The sequence below is a fragment of the Larkinella punicea genome (genome assembly GCF_003334855.1).
GTDB classification, from domain to species: domain Bacteria; phylum Bacteroidota; class Bacteroidia; order Cytophagales; family Spirosomataceae; genus Larkinella; species Larkinella punicea.
Genome location: NZ_QOWE01000018.1, coordinates 157671 through 179766 on the forward strand (window position 1 = coordinate 157671; position 22096 = coordinate 179766).

Here is a 22096-nt window from a genome sequence, read left to right on the forward strand (position 1 = left end):
TTAATTGGTGGTTTTAAGCATCAGCCGGGCCTGTTTATCCCACAATTCCTGCAGCTTCTTTCCGCCTTCGGTCACCGTACACAAAGCCGTACCACCATCTTCGACCTTTTTAATTTTTGCAAAAGCAACTTCCTCATTCACAATCCGTTTGGTTCCATCCGGGCGAACTACTTCGCGCTGGTTGGTGATGATGATGCGCGTGCGCATACCCGGCAGCGGAAAAGGAAACGGAAGCTCGTCTCCGTCCGATGCCGATGCTTTCGAGGTCAGCCCCTCGCCTTCGACCCGGAAGCTGATGATACCTTTTTTCTCGCTTTTTTCGAGTACTTCCAGAATTTGCATACTGGCCGGAAATTTTCGACGGGCAAAACTTTCCGCCTTGGACATCAGGGAACTCATGGCAATATTGACCAGATAATCTTGATCCGAATTGCTGCTGGAACTGGACGAACTCTGAAGCGTTTCAAACTCACTGACGCCGGTTTCGAGGTCGGTCACCTGCACCTTGGCTTCCACATTGCAATTATAATAGGTCACATTCCCGATCCGCTGGTTACTGAAATTCACCGCCGTTACCTCGCCGTTGATCATGAACTGAGCCCCGGCCAACTGCCCGGCCTGAATGGCGTTGGTCTGATCGTATTTGTCGTCCAGCGACTTTTTCTGCTGCTGAACAATCTCATCCAGGGTGGACGAATCGACGGTTTTAACCCGTCTTGAACTCGTGAGACCCGAAAAAACGGCCGAGGTGACCCGGTCGCTGTAGTTTCCTTTGAACGGAAACACGCTCACAACCGGCTGCGACGAAACCTGAGCCATCGTCAGGGGAACCACAAAAAGCCATGCAGCTAACGTAAAGAGAACTTTCATAGTAAACGTGATTTGTTTTTAACGAGAGAAAATTGGTGTTGAGTGCGCGATTATTTATCCAGTTTTTCGAGAATTTCCTCCAGCCGACGGATGAGCGAGGGCAATTCGCTCCGGGCCTGGGCCACAAGTTGCTGGGGTTCTTTACTCATTTTGACCACGATCTGATACCGCCGGATAATTTCCGTCGTTTTGGGCTTTACCCAGCGTGTATCCTGTTGAAAACCAGCCCGGCAACGTTCCGGCATATCGGCCTGCTCGTAGAAAAGCATCTGGTTCAGGGAATCATAGAAATTCTTCTGGTTGCGGTAAAAGGTGTCGAATTTTTCGGCAAACTGCTCGGCATTGTCCGTGCTGATTTCCTCGTCCATCCGCTTCAACAGCGGCAAATCTTCCCGAATACCGGCCAGGGCCGTCTCGTTTACGTAGCTGTCCAAAGGCGGGCAGGGCGCTTGATCTGTTAGTATGGGCGAAACCGGCGGTTTTGGCGGAACACCGCCCCCTCCTCCCTGGACGGGGCGAATAGCCATCTGTAGCTGCGGATTCTGGTTCTGGTTGTTCTTCGCAGCCGCACTTTCGGTCAGTTTGACAACGGTTTTTACAAACTGGTCCCAGGTCGGTTTTTCCTTTGTTTTCGACGACAGCAGCCGGTTGGTCGCCACCTGCCAGGAAACCCCCAGCCAGCCGCCTTTCGGATCGCTGAAGGAATACTGGTTGCGTTTGCAACTGCTCAGAATCAAACTCCCGGCATAATTCCGAAACAATGCGTTGTATTTGGCGGCATCGGCACTTTCCGGCGCATCCATCGGAATGGCCTCACGTTTGCTGGTGACGGGCGGCTCATCGCTCCTTTCTTTGTTGCAGGCTTCGCCAATCACCAGCGCCAGACGCGGTTTTTTGGCCAGAATCCGTTCGTAAATCGTTTGCAGATTTCGGGAACTGGTTTCCAGCGTGGCCCGGTCGGCGTTGGCTTTTCCAAAAATCAGGGAGGGATACTCGTTCTGGCGGTTGTTCCAGCCGTGTCCGATAAAGTAAAACAGCACCACATCGTCGGAGTCCACTTTCAGCGCGTCCAGCTTCTGGTCCAGTTCGGTGGCCAGGCATTTGGCCCCGCTATAGGCCGCCATTTCGAGTGATAAACCGGCGTATCGGGCAACGTTGGGTCCGTAATTGCCGGTCAGGTAATTGTACGTTTTGCGATTGGCGTCGCCGAGGGTCGGATCATCCGTGTCGGCAAAAACGATGAAATGCAGTTTCGCCTGCCCCAGAGACGGTGACGTCAACGGGCCGGCGAAACAGAGTAGACAGAGAAGGGCTACGATGCGCATAGGGCTACTGCGGTTTTACGAATGTTTTCCCCCGGTTGTTCGCGGGTTTCTTCCCCGGTGTTTTAGAGTTCTTCTTTTTGTCACCGGGCTTGTCCGGTGTTTTCACCCCCGCTGCGGGCTGAACGACGATTTTCTTAAGCTGAGTCTGCACCTTTTTGAAGTCAGGCTCGTTGGTTTCCAGCGTATTAAAATCCGTGTAGGCAAAGGCCGTCGAAAGCAGGAAGTTCACGTGGTTGAACCGGTCGAGGGAGCGCGGGTGTGACGAATATACCGACTCGCCTTTTTTGGCCGCCACATTCCGGAACGCGAGCATGGCGTAGTTCTGGCTTCTCAACGCATAGCCCGTAGCTGCCAGGTCGGAGGCCCGCTGGCTGTTGTCGTGCCGTTGTTCGCCGGTCTCCGAAGCGTTCATGACGTATTGCAGGGCCGCGGCTTCCTCCGGCGATTCACCGGCTTCCTTTTCATCCCGTGCCAGTTTACTCCAGACTTTGGCCGCCTGGCGGGGGTCATAGCCGGCCATGAACATGTATTGCAGCCCGATGCGGTCGGCCTGGGTTTCCTGTTCGCGGTTATAACTGCTGTGGTACATGTCTTTGGCCGCCTGAATCAACTTGGCCGGCACATCGCTGCCGGTTTGGTAGCCGGTCACGGTACTGCCGAAATCCGCCAGTGCCTGCCAGTCTTTGCCTGTGCGGTAGCTTTTGGTGTGGTGGCGCTGGGTAACGTGGGCAATTTCGTGTCCGAGAATGGCCGCCAACTGGGCCTCGTTTTCCAGTTGTTTGATCAGTCCGGTATGCACAATGACCGTTCCGTTGGGATAGGCCGACGCGTTGAATGAATCGTCGTGAACCAGATAAAACTTGAAGTTGATAAAATCAGGGTGGTTGGGGTCCAGTGATTTCAGGTATTCCGGAATCAGCTTCTGCCCCACATCATTAACATACGCAAACAGGTTTCGCTCGGTCACGAAGCGATACGACATGTCTTTTCCAATCTGTAAAACATCTTTGTTCATGAACAAAGCCTTGTTGATGGCCCGGCGCATCAACAAATCGTCCTTACTGATTTCAACCGGGCGCATGGTGCCGGATTTGACAAAAATAACCCCACTCGTATCGCGCCGACCCGTTACGGTCAGTTCGGCTCCCAACTGCATCTGGTTAAACGAGTTGAAAGTTTTGTTTTTCCATTCGTCCTGGCCCTTCACCTCGGCTTTGGGATCCATCCGCACTTCCTGTCCGTCGATAATGGCCCGGTTTCCATCCCGAAATTCGAGAATACCGCTGACTTTGGCCTTCCCGAAATAATCATCATCCAGATAAAATTCTTTGGCGATGTTCCGCAACGTCCGCTGGTAATGGTCGAAATGGAAGCTAATCTCCATACCGGCCCGGAACGAAGACGGCGTCAGTAAATCCTGGGGTTTCACTTTTCGCCGGATTCCTTTCGAGTAGCTCACCCTGCGTTTCGGAAACAGGGTTGAATCGGTCATGAACACGTGGCTATATCGCCCCTCTTCATCGTTTTCGGCCAGCACCAGCATGTATTTATAAGGCGGTTTAAACTCGATGATAATCCCTTTTCCGGTTTTATCAAGGGGCACTTCATCCACCGGCGTATCCGGCACCACCGGGGCTACGGGCTTTGGAGCCGTTGTTTCCCGCTTCGATTCCTCCTTTTTTTTCTTGCCCTTCTGGGCCACCAGGGTCAGCGGCAGAAAGAGCAGTATCCCCATCAACAGATTAATACGCATGGTTTTCATAAGACCAGGGTTAGATAAAAGGTATGGCCGGGTCAACGGCGAATTCAAAACGTCATTTCGTGCGTTGGGCCACCGCGCTGCGGGTCGTCAGAACCAGCCGTGTCTCGGCCAGTTGGGGCAACCGGGCCATGCCCCGATCCACACACCGGGCGTTTTTCAGCGCATCTTTCAACGTTCCCACGATGATGTCTGCGCCGTGTTCGTTCGGTTTGGTTTCGACCGTACAAAACCGGGTGGTCGATGCCGCAGCAATCAGGGTTTCCTGACCAAAAGGCGGAATACACTCAAACTGATCCGGAAACACAATGTCCTTGTTTTCCTGACCCGGTTTAATCTCGAAGTCGTTCCAGAGCAGGGCGACCTCGCCATTGGTCTGCACGTAGAGCAGCCGGACATGGCCGGGCTTATTGACCCGGATTTGCACCGTCATGGTGTCTTTTTCCCAGAATTCCAGGTTTTTCCGGGCCGTCCCTGAAGCCTTCATCGTAATCTGAAAGGGTTCGGTTTTGGCCTCCACGGGCGGAGCCGACGCCGGTGGCGCTCCGCCCGTAATGGTCTGCTGGGTGGCAATCACCTCATCGTTCTGTTCCGGTTTCAGTTGAAGACCCTTCTCCTGCACCCAGGTGACGGGCAGATCCAGATTCGGTGTGAGTTTGGCAAAGCTATTGTCCGTAGCCGGATCAAACAGCTCGGTCATGATTTCAACCTGACCGCCCCGTTGCCGGTAGCTTCCCCGAATCCCCAGCCCCTGGGCCGGGTCGTCGGCCACCACACTCAGGCCTTCATCGGTTTTTAGCCGTTGACGAAGTTCGTTCACCAACTGGTCGGAAAACGCATTCGTGAGCTGGCTGTTGTCATACGAAAACTTCCTTACCACCACCGGTTTGCTCTTGTCCGGCAGTTTTTCCGTGATGCTTTTGGCCAACCGATAAACCGCCCAGCTCAGGCTGCGTTCACGCTGGCGAAGTTCGAACAGGTTCACATCCACCGGAAAAGAAACGGCCTGGGGCGGAATGACGGCGGCTTTTTCGATCTTGACAATCCGGTAGTTCTGCGGCTCAAAACCGCTCGATCCGGTGAGGATATCAAAGGAAAAATGGATCGCCAGCGGGGTCGTCCGTTTGGTCCGGGCCGTTCCCGGTTTGTTAAACTCCGTCGTTTGGGTTACATAGGTAACCATCACCAGTTTCCCTTCCTTATTGCGGCTGAGCAGGTATTTCTCCCGGTCGAGATTGGTTTCCGCATTGCCCTTGAACAGGCGAAACTGCTGCGAATACTGCTCAACGGGATACGACTCGCCCATCAGATCGCTGAACACAAACGTCTCTTTACCGGCAAACGACTGGGCAATCAGAATCTGTTGTTTGCTGTTGAATTCACCCTGCGACTGGCAGTAAAAACCGGCTGCGTTCAGGGCGCTGGTATAGTCCTCCAGGGCCGTATGGCAATTGACAATAAACGCGGTACTGTCTCCCCTGGTAAAGCGTTGCTGAGCCCAAACCGCCGGTGAACCACCCCATAGCGACAGGAAAAACAAAAAAGCAGTAGCCGTATTTTTTTTCATAGATCTCATCAGCGTTAGGGTTACAGAACAAGGGGCTCGACGGTTCGGTCGATGTATTCCGGTTGTTGGGAAAATCCATTTTTCTGGGTTTGAGCAATCACTTCACTGCGTACGTCCTGAAAAACATCCCCGATCCGTCGTCCCCGCCGAAGGTGCGCGAGCAGGGCCGCCGTATAGTATCCATTCTCCTTCGGGCCATTCCGGGCGGTGGAGCCGGGTGCGGTGGCCAGAGCCACGTAGCAGTTATTGATGCTGTTTTCGACATGAATCCGCTTGAATCCGCGGCTCAGTCCGCCCTGGGACACGGGGCGGGGCTGCTCGCCCGCAACTCCCGAAAGCCGCACCGACCGGGTGCTGTCTTTGCGGGCCGGAGCGGTAGTTCCGGGGGGTTTGCTGAACGGGTCGTCGCGGCAGGCATCGATGATAATGATGCAATACCGGGGCTCCTGTTTTTGAATCGCGTCGATCAGATTCGTCACCGAAATGGCCTGCAAATCCATGTCTTCCGGGTTTTTAAGCTGCGCATCGACGGGCAGAAGGTAATTTTCGCCCCGGTGCTGCACGCCGTGTCCGGCATAAAATACCAGCGCCACGTCGGCTTTACTGGCTTTTTTGTAAAATTCCAGCAGCGTTTTATCGATGCCTTCCCGCGTCACATCGGTGACGAGCATGGTTTCGAAGCCCAGGTCGGTCAGCCGTTTTTGCATGGCTTTGGCGTCGTTTCGGGGTTGCCCCTCCAGACTGTTCACGTTCTTGTAGTCGGAGTTGCCAACCACCAGCGCCATCCGGCGACCGTTGAAATTGGAAGCCGGCAGCGCACCGGTTTTTCCGCCAATTTTCAATTTCTGCTCCAGTTGTGCCTTGCCCACCAGCGCATCCGGAAAATCAGGATCGATGTCCAGCGACTGCTGGTAGTATTTCAGTGCCTGCTGCGATTCGCCTTTTTGTTCATAGGCTTCACCCAGATCGCAATACACCCGAAAAAGCTGGCCGTGTTTCAATTTCAGGCTCGTCTGAAAGTCGGCAATGGCCACGTCGACCTGGCCTTTCCGCAACCGCGCCCGGCCCCGGTTTCGATACGCATAGGGCGAATTGGCGTTGAGATCGATGCCTTTCTGGGCCGTGGTTTCGGCTTCGTCGAACCGGCCGTGTTTGGTTTGGCAGTAGCTCAACCCGCTGTAATAATCCGCTTTGGATGGCGCGCGGTTGATGGCCTGCTGGTAATCGCGGGCGGCCCGTTCATACTCGCTCAACTGAATGTAGATATACGCACGCTGAGCGTAATATTTGGCCGGCCCCTCGTCCCGGCGAATGGCCTGATTGACGTCTTCCAGGGCTTCCCGATATGCTTTCACGGCGGGCAACGAGCGAACCACTGAGCTTCCGTGGTAGGCTTCGGCGGCCGTCAGGCCATCGGGCTGGATTTTCAGCACCTCCCGGTAGTAGCCAATGGCCTTCTGCGGATCGGTTTCCCGGTCGGCCAGTTCCATCCATTGCAGCGCCGTCCGGACCGACTGGGCCTGAATCGAGGGGCCAAAAAAAACGGCCAGACTCAGTAGCAGCACGAAAATTGACAGGTGTTTCATCGCAGTTGATCCGGTTGATTCCAGTGAACGATCAGGTTGAATGCCTGAACCCAGGGCTCCCGGCGACCGGCCGGAAACGGCACGGCATCCGTTCGTTTGCGCCGGTAAATCTGCGGGCTTTCGACCGAAACCGTGACGCCTTCCAGCACAATGAGCTGTCCGACCACGACCTTATCGGGGTTCTCGATAAAGTCATCACAATATTCCAGGTCGAACGATTGAATCTGGAACCGGGCGATGGCTTCGGGCCTCAGCCGCAAAGCCAGAAGCTGGGCCAGCGTCAGCGTATCGGCTTTTTCACCGGTCATGACCACCACCGTATCCGAGCGCATCAGTTGTTTCAGTTTACCAAGTGCCTGGGTTTGCCGGGTAGAGTCGGCCAGAAACCGCACAAACCAATGCTGCATCTGCTCGTGGTAGCCGGCCACTTTGGCAATGGTCAAACCCGGTAGCTCGACCGAGTCGGCTTTCCGCCGGATGCTGTGAATGACCAAATCCTGGTAGGTTCCCTTCCGCTCCGTCGCATCCAGTTCAAGCACCCACTCGTCGCGTTGCCGCAGCGGCTGCCGGCCTTCGCTCAGGATGCCCGTCAACGCTACCGACGCGGTCACTTCAAGGCGGGTGCGGTTCTTCTTTTTGGCCATTTGCCGCATCCGGGTCGGCTCAAGCTGGAAATGAAAGACATCTTCCCAGAACAGTTGAGCAAATCCGTTGACCCAGTTCCGGGCGGAGGTTTGGGGCGAAACGTGCTGGTAAATGACCGCTGGCTGGCGCAAATCCGGAATCTTCACCGTGTCGGCCACAAAAAAGTCTTGCAAAGAAGCCAGTTTCCGGGTGTCCGTCTCCGCCGAATCGACCCGGCTACTGAGTCGATTGACCCGGTTTTCCCACTTCGCCAGCCAGTTTGCCACGGCCGGATTCACCAGATTGAATCCGGCGGGTTTTACGGGGGCAGCCCAACCGGTCGTACCGGACATCCAGCCACCGATCAGAATCCCTACCAGTATGTTTTTCATGCTATTCATGTCAGTCAGACTTTTTAGACGATGCAGACCATTTCATGTACCGGCTCAGGGCGGCAGGCAGTGGTGTTCGGTACTCGACGCTGTAGAGGTCGGTAATGAGCCAGCCCGCATTCTCTTTTTCCCGGTGAAAATCTTCCAGTTTGAGCAGCCAGCCCCGGCGAATATCCAGATACAGATGCACTTTCTGGGTTTGTTGTAAGGTAAGGCTGCCCTCCTGAACAGCCTTCGACAGTCGGATCAGCGTTTTACTAACCGGATAGGCTGAAAGCGTAAAAGCCAGCAGGTTTTCGCGGTTGCGCAAAAATTTGTACAGGTTCAAAAACCGGGTTTCGTGCGTTTCAGAACTGATAAACAGCGAACGATCGTTGCGTCGGGACGTATCCAGCCGCATGGTATCCGTCCGCGAAGCCTTCAGAAACGGAGCCTCCGCATCGATAATTTTCCAGTCCGAATAGGAATCCGTCCGGTTTCTTTTCAGAAAAAGGGTAACCTTCTGGGGTGTATTTTTATACAAAACCGCGTATTCTACTTCGCCAAATAACTCCTCTGTGTCCTTCGGCAGCAAAACGGCGGCCGTGTCGGTTGCGATCGTTGACACAAACTCATCCACCAGGGTTTGATAGGCCGGGCTGTGTCGGCCCGAGCGCACATTCAGCCGCGGGTCGTCTTCGTTGAAAAGCATCCGAAGGTAGCGTTCCCGCGGGTAGGTCAGCCGACTCAGGGAATCGAAAGCCTGCTGCGTCGGCGTTTGCTGGTAATTGAGCCGGTGCAGAAAATCATTCACAAAAGCCACGCGCTGAATCATGAAGGGTTCGGCGGGCCGGCTCACCACGGACAGATAGGCCGGCCGGACCACCGAATCCGCAGCGAGCCTGGTCAGCGAATCTGTCGCCGGTTTTTTGAGCGTATCCGTCACCCCGGCTTGCCGGAGCGTATCGGCCGATTCCATCGTTCGTGGCCCTTCGATAACCGCCGACGTCTGACTCAAAACCGCCAGCAGCGGAACAACTCCCATTAGTATTTGCCAAATTGTCATTCGCGTTGTGTGCAATTAGTTATCGTCCCGAACGGTGGCATCCACCGTGATATTTCCCAACAAAACCATCCAGTTTTTCTCCTTGTAGAAGGGGTCTTCCCGCACCCGCAGGTCCGCTTCTATCTTCTTGGTGGTTTTATCCTGATAAACCGGGACGCCATTTCGCCAGGCTTTGAAGGCCTGAAAAAACAGCCCGGTTGCCTGGTAAGATCCATCAGGCTGTTTTTTCCAATCATCCAATCGGACCGATTCGAAGTTGGTAATCTGCACTTTATCGTATTTGAGTGCCTTGATCTTTTCCAGATATTGCCGCAATGGCAAAATGGTGCGCCCCCCCGTATTGATATTGGAAACCTCAACGCTGACATCTTTTTTGAACATCAGCAGGGCCTGCCGGATGGCTCCATTGCGCTCATCGAAGGGACGGTCTTTGTCCGCGATGATTCCCAGGTAGTCTACGAAGGCCTTGATCCGGATTTTAGCTTCTTCGCCAAAGTCCTGAAGTTGCTGCCGGGTCAGCGTATCCGGATTAATTGCAGTGGTGGCGTTGGCCCCCGATACCGATTGGACTCCGGTCAGCATCAGACTCAGCAAGACGGGCAGAAAAAAGAATTTCATAGGGATGGGGTTATTCTGTAAAGTTTTATCAATCAGCACTGTATCACTTACTGATTCCAGATTTCCTGCACGGCAACTTCGGTGTAAAAGCGGCCCGATGGATCCAGTTTTGAAAGCCGCTCCACGATGTTGACCTGCCGGATGCTTTTTGCCAGCGTCGAATAGCGGCTCATCAACTGATCCAGCGGTATCAGCGCCACCTGGGTCGCGTTGACGTATACTTTTACCCGGGCGTTGTGAACAAAATACTGCCCGGCCTGCGTCTGCTTCGAGGTGCGGACGGCATAGGTGAGCGACTCATCCGCCAGCGTGTTCAGAAAACCGTTTACGTCGCTAAAATCCGGTCGTTGAGCCGATGCCGGAGCCGCGGGCTGCGGGGCCACGGCGACCACCGGTGTCTGGGCGGGAGCAACCGCGTTGGAATCGACCGAAGCTGACGATGGTGCGGCTGTCGGATTGGCCGGAACCACTGCCACCTGGCTGTCCGGCGCCGTCGCGGTGGAGTCACTGGCCAATCCAACCGTGAAGATCGACTCCTGTTTGGCCTGGCGGGCTGCCTGAATGCTCCACATCCGGGTTTGGGTATCGTCGAGCAATTGCTCCCAGGTCACCCGTTCGTTGTAATGGCAGGCATAATCGATCGATTGCAGGAGCGACCAGGTATAAAAACTGCCCCCCGGAGCGGCCCCCGAAACCTGCCCCCGTTTGCTGCTGGCGGCAATGACGCCCCCCCGCTGCTGCAGGAATAACTGGCGAAAAATAGCCGGATTACACGCCGTACCTTTCACCATTGACCGGTCCTGGGGGACGTTCTCATCGATCACTTTGTTGCAGCAATCGCCAATGGTGAGGCAAAACCGGGCCTTCTTTTTCATCAATTCCTCATGAATGAGCATGAGTGGAAAGTTTCCGTCGCCAGTCGTATCGATTGCCATAATCGGGAAGTTTCCGGCATATTTGCTCAGGTTGAAACCGTGCCCGGTGTAGTAAAAAACGACAATATCCTCCGCACCACAGGTCAATCCCTGGATCGATTTCCGGATCGCATCGTTGCTGAAATTTTCTTTCACCAACACGCCCGGCTTATAGACATAGCCAATGCTTTCGGCAATTTTACTGAACTGCTCGTGGAAGCGAAGAATATCCAGTTGACAGGCCCGGGCCAGGGTTTTATCTTCGGTAGCCCCGATCATGATGACATGGAAAGTGGGTTGAGTTTGAGCCTGAAGCGTAGTCAGGCTGACAAGACAAAGGCAAAACAAGACGATCGATCGCATATAGAAAATGATTTTGTACCCATCCATGTCCGTAACCGGACTCAGGTTATCACCTTTTTTGAAAAAATGTGAAAATAAAAAACGCCCGCGGCCGAGGGCCGCTTCTGGCCAGGCCATACTTCTATATTACCTAATTCGCATTTTGGTAAACAAGGTAAAATTAGCCATACCACACAGGCTAACAATACCTACTTTCGGGTATTTCTACTAAGGGAAACAGGGCATAATCGCTGTTGTCGGCAGGATGTAGATGGACACGCAGATTTGATGGGTGCCTGCTCTCTCCGGCTCACTTCTCCCGTTCTGATTCTGAGGGTTATATCTCGTTTAGATGACTAAAAACTACACCATGTATCACTACAGGAAGGCCATCAGCTTTCGCCTGAACCAACCTGCGCGCTTCTTTCATTGTCTGTTAGAGATGGAAGTGTTACGGGAATTTTGACTGGAAGTGTGTGGAATGAAACTACGAGTGAAGAGCAAAAATACGCGGTATTCTCACAAATAAATACGGTTTTTGATTAAAATTAATCAGGAATTTTTATTCCCTTTCCGGTTTTGTTATAATGTCCGGATTGTCAGAATCACTGTGGAATTAGCGAAACAATACACGCTGATAATCAAACCTTTCTGGCATAATTTCATAAAATTACCTGACCGATCGCGGCCAAACTATAAAGCAGGAGCGTATGGTTTTTACTTCTCCACCAGCGATAGAATAAAAAACACCAGCCCGCCAATGAAGAGAATGGCCGAAAATAAAACCGCAAAAATCATCAGAAACCCCCGACTACCGGTTTTGGGCATCACCATCAGGGAATCTCTCTCTTTAAACCGACCAGTTTGCGGATTCGTCAGCTTAAAACGACCTTCCTGTTCAATTTTAAATTCAGCAATGGGAACAATCCGGCTGCCCGACCCATCTTTCCGCTGCCCGAGCAGGTTGACAAACGAATGCACGGCCACGGTTTTTCCCGTCATTAAATCGGACACTTCAAACGGAATATCCGTCGGAATAATACCGGTTAACGAAGGGCGTTTGACCGCGATTTCGTACGCGCCGGGCTCTTTTAACGGAAATTCAAAATCCGGCACCAGCGCCGAGTCTTCAATTTTTGTTCCGGCTGTATAAACCCGGATCAATCTGCCAATGCTTTTGAAGAGCAGCAGGAAACCGGTTACCATCAGCAAGGCGAATAAAACCGTTGACCAAAATGGAAACATGGGATAAGAAAAATGTTAAAATTCCAGAAGCGTTCCCTGTTCGGGAAAGATCAGCTTTAGTTTCAGCGTGTTGCTTTCCCGAAGCTGCTTTTTAATCACGGCCTCGTTGGTTCCGGCCGGTTTGATGTGGGTAATCACAACCGGCAATCCGTCCAGGGCTGTTGCACCGGTCAATTTGCTCAACGCCGTCAGTTCGTGCATCAGCCAGTTGGGGGTTAAATGCCCATACAACTGGTTATCCGGTTGCTCGTTCGGATAAGAAACTTCGATCAATAATCCCTTTAGCTTTTTCGATTGAACCAGCGGAGAAACCGCCTGCCAGAGTTGGGACAAATACGTCGATTTCTCAATTAAATCCGGGCCGGTATCACCCAGATACAGCAGGTAATGCGCGCCGTTTCGGATCAGAAAAGCCGCGCTCTGGTACGAGTTTCCGTGGCTCAACGGAAAGGTTCGCACGCTCAGACCCGTCGCTTCGATGGAAATTTCGTTCGCCGGCGAAAGAACCGTGTAGCGGTATTTGCTCAACGCCGGCTGATCCCCTTCGTTGGCCAGATTGGGCCAGCTTTTCCAGTTGAAATAATTCTTTTTAAGGACGTCAAGGCAAGCCGCCATCGCATAAATCGGCTTCCGGGCGTCTTCCGTCGAGTTGATGATCAGGCCCGACAAATGATCCAGATGGGCGTGGCTGATCAGGTAGGCTTTGATATATTCTTTCAGAACGGATTCTGAACTCACTTTAAATACCTGATTCTGAACCGCTTTCTCAATCCCGGCATGAAGCGTTCCGGCATCCAGGCAGATGTACGCATCCGTTCCCTGCGGTGCCAGCAGATAAGCCGAAAGATTACTTTCGTCGATACCGCCTTTCACCCCCAACGGAACCACCTTGAAGGTTGGCCCGGACGGTTTTTGCGCGAAGGCTCCGGAGAATACGAATAAGAAAAAGAAGACGGATAGAAATCGGACAGCCATGGAGCAAACGGGTTAGCCGTTTAAAACTACACGATTTCTGCCACCAATTCAAGGCTTCACCCGATCCCACCACTTCCGAACGGGGCCCATCCAGTCGGGAGCGTTCAGCAAAGCCGGGTGATGCAGGGCCTCCAGCACCTGCCGGGCGGTCATCCGGCGGTCGGGCGACACCGTCAACAGCCGGTCGATGAGCCGCTCACTGGCCTTCGACAGCCTGGGATTCAGCTTATGGGGAGCGAGGTAATCGCCTTTCTGAATCCGGCGGCCGGTTTCGCTTTGCGTGTTTCCGCCAAACGGGGGCTGCCCCGTCAGCATTTCATACAGCAAAACCCCCAGCGCCCAGCAGTCGGACGCGGAACTGCTCCGGCCCGAAAACTGCTCGGGGGCCATCGAAGAGGCCGTACCGATCAGGTGACCCTCGTGCGTCAATTTCGGTGAAGTAGCCGCCCGCGCCAGTCCAAAATCCAGCAATTTGGCTTTTCCGGGTCGGGCAATTTTGATATTTCCCGCTTTCAAATCCCGGTGAACGATGTCGCGGCTGTGCAGATACTCCAGCGCCGAGGCAATCTGGGCCAGCAATTTCCAGGCGGTTTCTTCGGGAAAAGGCCCATTTTTTCGGATGTACTGCTCGATGGTTGGCCCTTCGATGTATTCCAGCACCAGGCAGGAAAGGCCGTTTTCCACAAAAAATTCGTACACCAGCGCAATGTGCGGATGCCGCAGGGAAGCTTGAACGGCGGCTTCGTTCCTAAACCGTTCGGCCTGCTCCATGCGGCTCAACAGCTTGATGGCCACCGTTCGTTGCGTCGCGGTGTGGTAGGCCTGGTATACCTCGCCCATCCCGCCCGACCCCACCCACTGGGTCAGCGTGTATCCTCGTATCGGTTGGTTCATGACTCAAATGCGGTTTTTCTTACCCCAGAACCGTGGCCGCCAAACGGGTCAGGTTCATCGATCGAGCGTTGGAATCAATGATGTCGCGGTACAAACCGCCTTCGCGGTAGAGCGATTCGTGGGTTCCCTGACCCACGATTTCCCCTTCCTGCATCACATAAATCTGGTCGGCGTCCATGATCTGGCTGATGTTGTGCGAAATGATCAAAACCGTCCGGTTTTGCTTGATCGCATCGAGACTATCTTTGATCTGTTCGGTCGTAATGGCATCGAGGCTGGCGGTAGGTTCGTCGAGCAGCAGCACCGGCGGGTTTTTCAGGAAAAGCCGGGCAATCGCAATCCGCTGCTGCTGACCACCCGACAACGCGCGGGCTTCGGTCTGGTAGCCCTGCGGCAATTGCAACACCTGATCGTGCAGACTGGCCTGGCGGGCGGCTTCGACCACAGCCTCAAACGGGGTGTCGAGCTTGCCGTAGCGGATGTTTTCTTCGACGGTGCCGGCAAAAATGTGGTTTTTCTGCAACACCAGTCCGACATTTTCCCGAACAAACTCGCTGTCGTAGTCCGATAACGGCTGGCCATCGAGCAGCACGCGGCCCCGCGTCGGGTCATAAAAACCGGCCAGCAGATTCAGCGCCGAGCTTTTCCCGGCCCCCGACAAACCCACCAGGGCCGTCACCTTGCCGGGTTGCAGTTCGAGCGTGATGTTCCGCAAAGCCTGTTTGCCGTTGGGATAGACAAAATCCACGTTTTGAAGGGCAAAATGGCCCTTCCAGGTGGTCGATTTCAGCGAACCGCGCTGGAGCACGTAGGTGTTATTCTCGATCATATCGAAAAATCCTTCGGCATACACCAGGGCCTCGGTATACTCGTCGTAGATGCGGTGCAGGTGCCGAACCGGCGCCGACACGTTGTTGAACAGCATGATGTGCAGCAAAATGGCACCAACCGACATCTGGCGATTCAGGACAAAATAGATCGTTACGACAAAAACCAGCACGATTCCCACTTGCTCGGCAACGCTTTTCAGACCGTCAAACAGGTAATTGGTGCGGTGGTGGCGGATTTCGTTCTCGGCCAGCCGGTGGTTCAGGTCGTGCTGGCGGCCCTGTTCGTAGCCTTCCCGTACGAAGGATTTGACCACGAAAATGGATTCGAGCAGCCCAAACAACGCATTGGCCTTGTTTTCCCGGATTTCCTGAATATTTCGGCGAATCTGCTTCTGGCGGTTGGTCTGTTCCCGGCTGATGTAGGCATAAACCGGCAGCACGAGGGTGGCAACAACGCCCACCCCGACGTTCTTGTTGTAAATCAGAATCAGCGCAAAAGCGGCATTGGCCAGCATCGGCACAATATCCACAAACAGGTTTTTGACAGTTTTCGTCAGGCTCTCGATGCCCTTGTCGATGCGTTTTTCGAGCTTCCCGGTCTGGTTTTGGCCCAACGCAAAAAAGGACAGGTGGTAAGAAACAATCCGCTGAATGGTGTAATCGTAGAGGTCGGCGGCCATCCGAAACCGGATGCGGTCGCTCAGGAATTTCTGCCCCAGTTGCACCAGCAAACTCAGCACTTCCTTGGCCAGCAGAATCACCACCAGCGTCCCAACCACCCAGCTTACCTCCTGTTTGTCAATGGGTTGTTTCAATAACTTCTGAACGGTATTAACGGTGTGTTCCATCACCAGGGGCGTCACCTGGGCGAGCAAGGCACCGATGGTCGTCAGCAGGAGCGCCAGGGCCAGACTTCCCCGGTAGCTCCGGACGAAGGGCCACAATTTTCGGATCAACAGGAACGTATTCATCAGATCATCTGGCGGATAAATTCCTGGGTGTTCAGTTTGCCGTCGGTCTGGTAATCGTAGAAAAGCTCGGTCATCGAGGCCACGATGTGCGGGTCTTCGGTCAAAAAAGCCGTCAGCTTGGTGGCCCGGCCGCTCGTGCTGGAACCGCTGCCGAGAATACAGACGCACAGACCCCGGTAAATTCCCGGTTTGTTTTCGCGGGGCGCGCTGATGAACAACTGAACGGGCAGTGTCTTGTTGGCTTTCGTAATCCGGATCCCCAGTTCCTGCATTTCCCGAATGGCCTGGGTATGTTCGGTATACAATTGGTTCACCAGCAGGGCTTTGGGATCCGTTGGTTCGGTTGCCGACGACGGAATCAAAAACCGGTTGTGATGCGGAACGCTGTCGGTTTGGCTCAACAGGGCATTGCTGCCGGGCCGGTAGGTTTCGACTAAAACGTGTTCGTTGATAACTTTGCCGAGGTATTTCAGAAATGCGTGGCTGGCTCCTTCGTTCTGGTCGTTGAGGGTCACAAACTCGACGTGGGCGTCGCTGCCCATATTCTGGAGGTAGATGGCGGCTCCTTTCAGCTTGTTTTCCACGTCCGTGCAGTCGCGTTGCAGCCCTTCGGCTTTGCGGGCATAGTCGAACTGGGTTGCATTCCGGAGTTCGTGCGGTTTCAGGTCGGCGTGTTTGGCGACGTAATCCATGCGAAACGGCGCAATGCCTTCCACCCGGGCGGTATTGGACAGAACGAGCAGGTCATTGCCCTGCGACTGTGCCGATTCGACCACCCGGCCAATGCCTTTCAGCACCTCGTCGGAGCCTTCCATCAACAACACCTTTTCGTTGACTTTCCCGCTCACGTCGATCATCAGCGTGTTGAGCGACTGCGTAGCCTGCACCAGCAGATTGGTCTGGGTTTTGATGTGCTCCATTTCCTGCTGATTCAACCGTTCCTTCAGGCGGTTGGCTTTCTCCGTCGTAACGGTGACGTACAAACCGATGAAAATCCCGACAATCCCGCCGAGCAAACCGGCAATGTCGAGTTCACGAATGTATTTGTCGAGACCCGGATTGAAATACGCCCGGGCGTCCGTCCACTTTCCGGTTACGGGATCTACCTGAAAATCAGACAAATAATGCATTGTATCGTGAAAGACATAATACCATTTCAACCCCAGCGAAATCAGCAATGCCAGAAAAGGAATCATGAAAAACGCCGTGAAGAGCAGCGGGTGATTCCGGATGATGTCGTAGAGTACCGCAAAAAAACCGTCATTTTTGGGATCGGATTCGGCGGTACGAACCGGTTGAGGAGCGGGGGTAGAAACAGCGTGCATGAGAGCCTTTGTTAGATGGATTAACCATTACAAAGGTCTCGTTCGGGGCTCCCCCATTCAATCCGCAAAGACCTACATTTTGAGTACAGGAAAACCTATAGTTTCGGTGTACCGACCGGAAGCATAAAGTTGTGGAGATAGCCTACCGCCCCCCGGAAGCAACGCCTAAATTGGCTAATTTTTTATACAGCTTTGTAAGTAATTCCTGGGTTGGCCCCAGCCAGAATTCGCTCCAGCTTACGGAGGTCTGCGCCTTTTTTCCCAGAACGGTTTTGAGTGTATTATTCCGACGTTTGAAATAGACCAGATAGTCGTCACAGACCCGAACGATGGACAAAGTATCATCTTTACGTACCTGATTAGTAGTAATCAACGCAGCGAGATAAGCGCGGGCGTCTTCTTCTGTATCAGTATAGGTAAGATTCGTGCTGTTGCCGTCGTAATGGACAACGATATAGTCTTTCATGGTTGATTGGGGCATCTTTCAAAGAAGTATACAATAATAACTAAAATTGAGTATTTGTACGGGATAAAATTTGACAAAAATTAATATCCCTGGAAAAATTGTTATTTAAAGGTTGCCGTTACCGTCGATTGGTTATAACCGGCGAAGCAACCCAGGCCACCCGTGATCGTATTGGGCAATAAAACCGGCTCTGCAAACGGGTTGCCATCCGATTTTTTTTGCAGTTCCAGGGCCTGGTGATACTTGTAATAGGCCTCATCCACATGGAGTAAGCTCGCTTTCACAGTGGCTTTGTCATACAGGTTAACAAACGTCATTTTATCAGACAGAGTCTGGGTTGTCGTGGTACTCTGGTTCAGAAGCCCCCGGTACGATTCCAGCATTTTGCCGTCTCTGGTACCATCCGACAACAGCGTGTTGACGGTTCCCAGCGATTCAAAAAGAACCGGCGTGGCTTCAGCCTTGGGCTTCGTGCCCGCTTCTGCTTTGCAGGTGGGGCACGACTTCGCATATGCAAAGACCCCAATAGTCTGGTAATAGTTGGTTACGGACGGCGCATCCTGCCAATAATACCGGACAAAATATTCTTTCTGGCGGCTGGCGTCCTCCGACGAATCGAGCCGGACCTGTTGCAGGCGCAGGGCCTGCGGAACCGTACAGACACCGGATGCACTCAACCCGTCGGGCGTTTGCGCCTTGAGCTGGTACGTCTCGCCCGCCCGAATCGGAAATTTCTTCGGATCAGCCTGGTAATAATCGTTCTTGCCGTTATACGTGAGTTGAATCGACCGGCCACCAGCAGTAAGCGTTACTTTGGCATCCCGAACCACGCCGTAATTGGTCGTATAATTGGGGTCGGCAACGGGGCGGGTGATGTTCACTTTGATGGCCAGAATGGTGTCCTGCGGAGAAATGAATCCAATCAGAACCAGCTTTTTAGCGACTTGCGTTAACCCTTCGGGCTCAATTTCCTGACGCATATTCTGGCAACCGGTGGCCAATAGCATAACAAGCAGAGATACGACGTATATCCGTTTCATGGTAATAAGTGGGTAAGACAGAGAGTTATTCACTAAAACCGCACAAGGAGTACTCCATTGCACTCCTTGTACTTCAGAACCCGCACAACGGTGCTCCATTGCACCGGTTGTACTTTAAAAACCGCACAGGAGTGCTCCATTACACCCACTGTACTTTAATGATCGTACAGGAGTGCGCCATTGCACCCACTGCACTTTAATGATCGTACAGAAATGCGCCATTGCATTCGCTGTACGGGATTGTATTCAATACTCGGTTTAAAACTTGAACGTGTAACTGACCGTAGGAACGACCGGAAAAAGCGAATACCGATACAGCACCGACTTCGACGGTTTATTGTCGATTTCCACTTTCCCTTCCAGCGAATAATAAAAGGGATTCCGCCGGTTGTAGGCATTGTAAACACTTAGTTCCCAAATACTTTCGCGCGATTTTTTTCTGGTATGGTATTGCAGGCTGAGATCCATCCGGTGGAAGGCTTCGGCCCGGAAACTGTTCTTTTCGCCGTAATCTTTCACGTTTCGGGTGTCGATGAACGGGCTGGCAGAGGGGTTGGAATGATCCGGATTGTTGGCACTCACGGCATACCGCGACAGCGGAACCGTCAGCGCCTGGCCGGTTCCGTACACCCACGTTCCCGATAACGTCCACCGCTGACGGAGCTCATATACGCCAACCACCGAGAAGTCGTGCCGACGGTCGTAGCGCGGAAAGAATTTCCGGCCGCCGTTCAGGTTCGCAAACTGCCACTGGGTCCACGACAGCGTGTAGCCCACCCACCCGGATAAACGACCGGTTTTTTTCTGGAGCATCACCTCGCCCCCGTACGACCAGCCTTTGCCCGCCGTTACGTTATCCTCCCAGCGGGCGGGTGCGCCCGTGGCCGTGGTGTTGGTCAGCAGAAAACTGGCGCCCTCCTTGTAGCTGATGTTGTTGGTCATCGTTTTGTGATAGCCCTCGACGGTGAGCGCGATATCGGCGTTAAAGTCTTTTACAACCCCAATGGCCAGTTGCTCAGACTGTTGCGGCTTCACGCGGTCGGTGGTGGGCACCCACAGGTCGGTGGGCAGACCCGCACCCGAACTCGACAGCATGTGAACGTACTGGTTCATCATCGCATAGGCTCCTTTTACCGTCCAGTCGGCCGGCAGTTTGTAGGCCACCGACAGGCGGGGTTCCGGCCGGACATACTGCGCGTCTTTGTGCCAGAAATAACTCAGCCGCAGCCCGGCGTTGATGCGCCAGCGGTCGGTCGGCTGCCAGAAATCTTCGGCGTAAGCCCCGGATTCAATCACCTCGATGGCCTGATCGGCCCGCATCGACGGTGTGCCGGTTTCCAGTTTGGCCGAAACCACCGCGCTGGGCGTAAACCGGTGAGACGTTGCCTGAAAACCAAACCGCAGTTGATGCGTCGCCCCGGCATAGACATCGAGGTCGTGTTTCAGCGTAAAATCCCGGATGCCCGACAGATACTCCAGCCGGAAAACCGCCCCGGCCTGGTTGGCAATCGTGGCCGTTTCTTCATTGGAAACCCGCATTTTGTATTGACTGAAAACCAGCGCCGTATGACCCGACACGCGATTGGAAAACCGGTGGCTCCAGCGCAGGGTACCCGTTGAGTTGCCCCAGCCAAGCCCCGATTCCAGGGTGCGGTCGTTGTAAACCCGCTGGCTGGTGAACTGGTCGGCTCCCGTGTAACCACTCAGATAAACGCGGTCGCGCGGGCCCATATCGAACGAAATTTTGGCGTTGTAATCGTAGAAACCGGAGCGGGTCGGAAGGCCGGATTCCGGCCCCGGCGAGAGTGCCTGCGTCAGCAAGCCTAAATAACACTGCCGCGCCGACACCAGAAACGACGCTTTGCCTTTCTGCAACGGGCCTTCGAGCGTTAAGCGGGAGGCAATCAGACCGACGCTACCCGTACCGTGCAGGCTGTTCTTATCGCCTTCTTTCATGCCCATTTCGATGACCGACGACAGCCGACCGCCGTACCGCGCCGGAAAACCGCCTTTCGTCAGTTCGACCCCCTTCAGGGCGTCGCCGTTGAACACCGAGAAAAAGCCGAGCAAATGACTGGGATTGTAGACCACGGCTTCGTCGACCATAATCAGGTTCTGATCCGGCCCACCGCCCCGGACATAGACGCCGGCATTTCCTTCCGATCCTTTCTGAACACCCGGCAGAAGCTGGATTACTTTCAATACGTCTTTTTCGCCCAGCAAAGCCGGTATTTTATGGAGTTGGGCAATCGGAACTTCAATGCGGCTGAGTTGGGCGTTGTCGCTGTCTTTTGGCCGGGCCAACTGGCTTTTAACCGACACTTCGGTCAGGGTTTGCCCGGGTGTCAGGTATATATTCAATGTCTGCTTAGGTGTCGTTGGGAGGAGGGTGCGGGTAATCGTTTCGTAGCCTACAAATGAAAAAATTACCGTTAGACTGTCTTTGGTCGGCACGGATAAGGTATAGAAACCGGCAGCATCGGTAACAGTCCCCGTTTGATGACCGGCCCAATAAACGTGAACGCCGGAAAGAGGCTTGCGATTGCCCATTTCCCAGACAAACCCCGACATGGTTGCCGGGGTTTGCGCTGCCGCCGAAATGGTCGCTAATGCAAAAAAGAGCTTTGCAAGAGTAGAGGATGCTTTCACAATATCAGACAGAGAATAATACTAAGTACTTTTACTTAATGCAAAGTAAATACATTATCAGACATATTGAGTAACCATTCAGCAAAAAAAAGTAACTAAAATAATTTTTCTAACTTATTGCAAGCGTAAATATACATATCTAACAAATTGATTTACAATAAATTAATACACAGTTAAAGAACAGTAAAAATTTTATCAGACGCTAATTTTAATCAAATTTTAATGTTTCAAACAATACTTAAAGCAGAAATAAATTCCTTTTTTCACAATTCACGAACACCAATAACCGCATAAATAATTACTAAGTATTAGCTAAGTAACCACCGGTAGACATACCGTCTGGTCCTTCGAACGCGTCCTCCCAGCGTCTTTTCCGGGAGATAAGCAAGCTGGCTACAATTCGATTAGAAAATCCGAAAAAATAATAAAACGAAGAAAGACCACTCAATCACTTTTCAAAGTGATTAGTTGTCCGGGGAATTTTTGAGGGCTATTATTGTCTGATAAATATTTATATCAAAGTCGGCAGTAAGAAGTTTTCATCCCGATATTTCTTTAAAAGAAAACATTACAAGCCTATTTAGTCTCCGTTTTGTCCTATCTCTGATCTTAGAGGCACTGTAGCCACCTGAAAAATCTTAAATAATTAACTATTTATG

General features: G+C 53.1%; 17 protein-coding genes. All 17 read right to left on the bottom strand.

Annotation, left to right across the window (positions count from 1 at the left end):
• The 17 genes from DUE52_RS21280 to DUE52_RS21360 all read right to left on the bottom strand — a co-directional run bounded on the left by DUE52_RS21280 (window position 1) and on the right by DUE52_RS21360 (window position 21359).
• Complete coding sequence (locus DUE52_RS21280) at window positions 1-870, bottom strand: LpoB-related protein (RefSeq protein ID WP_114408070.1); 870 nt, start codon at window positions 868-870, stop codon at window positions 1-3.
• A gap of 50 nt (window positions 871-920) precedes the next feature.
• Window positions 921-2195, bottom strand: coding sequence for a caspase family protein (locus tag DUE52_RS21285; protein WP_114408071.1), 1275 nt, complete (start codon window positions 2193-2195; stop codon window positions 921-923).
• Window positions 2196-2199: 4 nt separating this feature from the next.
• Window positions 2200-3957, bottom strand: coding sequence for a M48 family metallopeptidase (locus DUE52_RS21290; RefSeq protein ID WP_114408072.1), 1758 nt, complete (start codon window positions 3955-3957; stop codon window positions 2200-2202).
• Window positions 3958-4009: 52 nt separating this feature from the next.
• Window positions 4010-5521: a DUF4384 domain-containing protein gene (locus DUE52_RS21295; RefSeq protein ID WP_165840982.1), complete on the bottom strand. Its 1512-nt coding sequence runs from the start codon at window positions 5519-5521 to the stop codon at window positions 4010-4012.
• Window positions 5522-5541: 20 nt separating this feature from the next.
• Window positions 5542-7107, bottom strand: a complete 1566-nt coding sequence (locus tag DUE52_RS21300) for a caspase family protein (protein WP_114408074.1) — start codon at window positions 7105-7107, stop codon at window positions 5542-5544.
• A complete protein-coding gene (locus DUE52_RS21305; protein ID WP_133299896.1) occupies window positions 7104-8123 on the bottom strand; it encodes a hypothetical protein in 1020 nt (339 codons plus the stop codon). The genes DUE52_RS21300 and DUE52_RS21305 overlap by 4 nt, the downstream gene beginning before the upstream one ends.
• A gap of 10 nt (window positions 8124-8133) precedes the next feature.
• Window positions 8134-9168: a hypothetical protein gene (locus DUE52_RS21310; RefSeq protein WP_133299897.1), complete on the bottom strand. Its 1035-nt coding sequence runs from the start codon at window positions 9166-9168 to the stop codon at window positions 8134-8136.
• A gap of 15 nt (window positions 9169-9183) precedes the next feature.
• Complete coding sequence (locus DUE52_RS21315) at window positions 9184-9786, bottom strand: hypothetical protein (protein ID WP_114408077.1); 603 nt, start codon at window positions 9784-9786, stop codon at window positions 9184-9186.
• A gap of 47 nt (window positions 9787-9833) precedes the next feature.
• Window positions 9834-11063: a caspase family protein gene (locus DUE52_RS21320; RefSeq protein ID WP_165840983.1), complete on the bottom strand. Its 1230-nt coding sequence runs from the start codon at window positions 11061-11063 to the stop codon at window positions 9834-9836.
• A 696-nt stretch (window positions 11064-11759) separates the two neighbouring features.
• Window positions 11760-12287, bottom strand: a complete 528-nt coding sequence (locus DUE52_RS21325) for a hypothetical protein (RefSeq protein ID WP_114408079.1) — start codon at window positions 12285-12287, stop codon at window positions 11760-11762.
• 15 nt (window positions 12288-12302) lie between these two features.
• Window positions 12303-13262 carry an MBL fold metallo-hydrolase gene (locus DUE52_RS21330; protein WP_114408080.1) on the bottom strand — a complete coding sequence of 320 codons (960 nt, stop codon included), beginning with the start codon at window positions 13260-13262 and terminating at the stop codon, window positions 12303-12305.
• Between the two features lie 48 nt (window positions 13263-13310).
• Window positions 13311-14156 carry a serine/threonine-protein kinase gene (locus DUE52_RS21335; RefSeq protein ID WP_114408081.1) on the bottom strand — a complete coding sequence of 282 codons (846 nt, stop codon included), beginning with the start codon at window positions 14154-14156 and terminating at the stop codon, window positions 13311-13313.
• A 19-nt stretch (window positions 14157-14175) separates the two neighbouring features.
• Window positions 14176-15957 carry an ABC transporter ATP-binding protein gene (locus DUE52_RS21340; RefSeq protein WP_114408082.1) on the bottom strand — a complete coding sequence of 594 codons (1782 nt, stop codon included), beginning with the start codon at window positions 15955-15957 and terminating at the stop codon, window positions 14176-14178.
• Window positions 15957-17282 carry a hypothetical protein gene (locus tag DUE52_RS21345; RefSeq protein ID WP_114408083.1) on the bottom strand — a complete coding sequence of 442 codons (1326 nt, stop codon included), beginning with the start codon at window positions 17280-17282 and terminating at the stop codon, window positions 15957-15959. Before DUE52_RS21345 ends, DUE52_RS21340 begins: the two co-directional genes overlap by 1 nt.
• Before the next feature lie 142 nt (window positions 17283-17424).
• Complete coding sequence (locus DUE52_RS21350; RefSeq protein ID WP_114408084.1) at window positions 17425-17748, bottom strand: hypothetical protein; 324 nt, start codon at window positions 17746-17748, stop codon at window positions 17425-17427.
• Window positions 17749-17849: 101 nt separating this feature from the next.
• Entirely contained in the window at window positions 17850-18788 is a 939-nt protein-coding gene (locus DUE52_RS21355; protein WP_165840984.1) for a DUF4249 domain-containing protein, read from the bottom strand.
• A gap of 258 nt (window positions 18789-19046) precedes the next feature.
• Window positions 19047-21359: a TonB-dependent receptor gene (locus DUE52_RS21360; protein WP_114408086.1), complete on the bottom strand. Its 2313-nt coding sequence runs from the start codon at window positions 21357-21359 to the stop codon at window positions 19047-19049.
• Window positions 21360-22096: the final 737 nt, after the last annotated feature.

Bases quoted from the DNA above. Each gene is read 5' to 3' on its own strand.
- DUE52_RS21280 (WP_114408070.1), bottom strand. From the start codon at position 870: ATGAAAGTTCTCTTTACGTTAGCTGCATGGCTTTTTGTGGTTCCCCTG.
- DUE52_RS21285 (WP_114408071.1), bottom strand. From the start codon at position 2,195: ATGCGCATCGTAGCCCTTCTCTGTCTACTCTGTTTCGCCGGCCCGTTG.
- DUE52_RS21290 (WP_114408072.1), bottom strand. From the start codon at position 3,957: ATGAAAACCATGCGTATTAATCTGTTGATGGGGATACTGCTCTTTCTG.
- DUE52_RS21295 (WP_165840982.1), bottom strand. From the start codon at position 5,521: ATGAAAAAAAATACGGCTACTGCTTTTTTGTTTTTCCTGTCGCTATGG.
- DUE52_RS21300 (WP_114408074.1), bottom strand. From the start codon at position 7,107: ATGAAACACCTGTCAATTTTCGTGCTGCTACTGAGTCTGGCCGTTTTT.
- DUE52_RS21305 (WP_133299896.1), bottom strand. From the start codon at position 8,123: ATGAAAAACATACTGGTAGGGATTCTGATCGGTGGCTGGATGTCCGGT.
- DUE52_RS21310 (WP_133299897.1), bottom strand. From the start codon at position 9,168: ATGACAATTTGGCAAATACTAATGGGAGTTGTTCCGCTGCTGGCGGTT.
- DUE52_RS21315 (WP_114408077.1), bottom strand. From the start codon at position 9,786: ATGAAATTCTTTTTTCTGCCCGTCTTGCTGAGTCTGATGCTGACCGGA.
- DUE52_RS21320 (WP_165840983.1), bottom strand. From the start codon at position 11,063: ATGCGATCGATCGTCTTGTTTTGCCTTTGTCTTGTCAGCCTGACTACG.
- DUE52_RS21325 (WP_114408079.1), bottom strand. From the start codon at position 12,287: ATGTTTCCATTTTGGTCAACGGTTTTATTCGCCTTGCTGATGGTAACC.
- DUE52_RS21330 (WP_114408080.1), bottom strand. From the start codon at position 13,262: ATGGCTGTCCGATTTCTATCCGTCTTCTTTTTCTTATTCGTATTCTCC.
- DUE52_RS21335 (WP_114408081.1), bottom strand. From the start codon at position 14,156: ATGAACCAACCGATACGAGGATACACGCTGACCCAGTGGGTGGGGTCG.
- DUE52_RS21340 (WP_114408082.1), bottom strand. From the start codon at position 15,957: ATGAATACGTTCCTGTTGATCCGAAAATTGTGGCCCTTCGTCCGGAGC.
- DUE52_RS21345 (WP_114408083.1), bottom strand. From the start codon at position 17,282: ATGCACGCTGTTTCTACCCCCGCTCCTCAACCGGTTCGTACCGCCGAA.
- DUE52_RS21350 (WP_114408084.1), bottom strand. From the start codon at position 17,748: ATGAAAGACTATATCGTTGTCCATTACGACGGCAACAGCACGAATCTT.
- DUE52_RS21355 (WP_165840984.1), bottom strand. From the start codon at position 18,788: ATGAAACGGATATACGTCGTATCTCTGCTTGTTATGCTATTGGCCACC.
- DUE52_RS21360 (WP_114408086.1), bottom strand. From the start codon at position 21,359: ATGTCGGGGTTTGTCTGGGAAATGGGCAATCGCAAGCCTCTTTCCGGC.